Source organism: Microbacterium sp. ISL-103 (assembly GCF_018613995.1).
Taxonomy (GTDB): Bacteria; Actinomycetota; Actinomycetes; order Actinomycetales; family Microbacteriaceae; genus Microbacterium.
The window spans coordinates 1-1,606 of the sequence record NZ_JAGGPD010000326.1 but is presented as its reverse complement, the minus strand read 5'-3'; the positions used below and the strand labels follow the sequence as shown (position 1 = coordinate 1,606).

The following is a 1,606-nucleotide window of genomic DNA, read 5'->3' as shown; positions in this document are numbered from 1 at the left end:
GGTGAGCACCCGCGCGACCCGGCCGCTGCTCGGGCGGGCGTTCGAGGTCGCCTGAGTGTCAGCGACGCCGCTGGCACCGCGGGCAGTAGTGGCTCGAGCGGTTCATGAACGCCTCGCGCCGGATCAGCCCGCCGCAGCGAGGGCACGGCTGACCGCCGCGGCCGTACGCGTTGAGGGAGTGCGCGAAGTACCCGGCCTGACCGTTCACATTCACGTACTGGGCGTCGAAGCTCGTGCCGCCTTCGGCCAGAGCTTTGGCGAGGACGGTTCTGACCTCGGCGAGCAGCCGATTCACTGCCTGCGTCGACAGCGAACCGGCGCGGGTCTCGGGGTGGATGCGCGATGCCCAGAGGGACTCGTCTGCGTAGATGTTGCCGACGCCGCTGATCACCTGCTGGTCCAGCAGCACGCGCTTGATGGCGCTGCCACGCGTGCGAACGGCGCGGCGGAACTCCGTGTCGTCGAAGAGCGGATCCAGTGGATCTCGCGCGATGTGCACGACCTGCGTCGGGATGCGGGATGGCCCGTCGAGCACCAGACGGTCGACGGCGNNGGGGGGGGGGGGGGGGGGCCCGGGGGAGCCCGGGGGGGTGGCGGGGGAGCGAGCCGAAGGTGCGCTGGTCGGCGAACACGATGGCGGGCTCGCCGTGCAGCGGATGCTCGATGTTGATCCGGATCCGCTCGTGGCGCTCGGCTGCGGCATCCGGACGCCGAAGCAGCATCTGACCGCTCATGCCGAGGTGGGCGATCAGAGCCTCGTCATCGGAGGCGAGAGGCAGCCAGAGGAACTTGCCTCGACGCGCCGCATCGGCGAAGGTGCGCCCCTCGAGCCGGGCGACGAAGTCCGACGCCCCCGCGGTGTGGCGAGTCAGCGCCCGTTCGTCGAACACGGTCACCGCCGTGATCAGCGAGCCGATCGCCGCGGGAGCGAGCCCCGCTCTGACGACCTCTACCTCAGGAAGCTCAGGCACGCTCGTCGAGGAGGCGCCAGGCGCTGAGAGCGGCAGCCATCTCGGCGGTCTTCTTGCTGCTCCCCTTGCCCGTCATGACGAGCTCTCCCACGACGACCGTCGCGGTGAAGCGGCGATCATGGTCGGGGCCGCTCGCTTCGACGGAGTAGACGGGCGGGGTCGATCCGGCGCGCGCCGCGAGCTCTTGCAGGCTCGTCTTGGGATCCATCGCGGCGCCGTAGCGCTCGGGGTCGGCCAGGAGCGGCTCGGTGAGTCTGAGCACGAGTTCGGTCGCCGCCTCAGGCCCGGCGGACAGGTACGTCGCGCCGATGACGGCTTCCATGGTGTCGGCCAGGATCGAGTCCTTGTTGCGACCACCGGTCTGCTCTTCACCGCGTCCGAGCAGCAGATGGCTGCCCAGATCGATGCCCCGCGCCACTTCGGCGAGGGCGACCGTCGAGACGACGCTCGCGCGACGCTTGGCGAGTTCGCCCTCATCGAGACCGGGATGGGTCGTGAAGAGCATCACCGTCACCGCTTGACCGAGAACGGAGTCGCCGAGGAACTCGAGACGCTCGTTGTGCGGGATCCCGCCGTGCTCATACGCGTAGGAACGATGGGTGAGTGCCAACTCCAGAAGCTACGCGTCGATATCG

Annotated in this window: 1 protein-coding gene and 1 pseudogene; both read right to left on the bottom strand. The window is 69.6% G+C overall.

Annotated features, from left to right (window positions below; all coding sequences use genetic code 11):
- Positions 1-58 precede the first annotated feature (58 nt).
- Positions 59-971: pseudogene (gene mutM, locus J7E68_RS12305) on the bottom strand (bifunctional DNA-formamidopyrimidine glycosylase/DNA-(apurinic or apyrimidinic site) lyase).
- Positions 964-1,587, bottom strand: coding sequence for a ribonuclease III (rnc, locus tag J7E68_RS12300; RefSeq protein ID WP_396652502.1), 624 nt, complete (start codon positions 1,585-1,587; stop codon positions 964-966). Before rnc ends, mutM begins: the two are co-directional and overlap by 8 nt.
- Positions 1,588-1,606 lie beyond the last annotated feature (19 nt).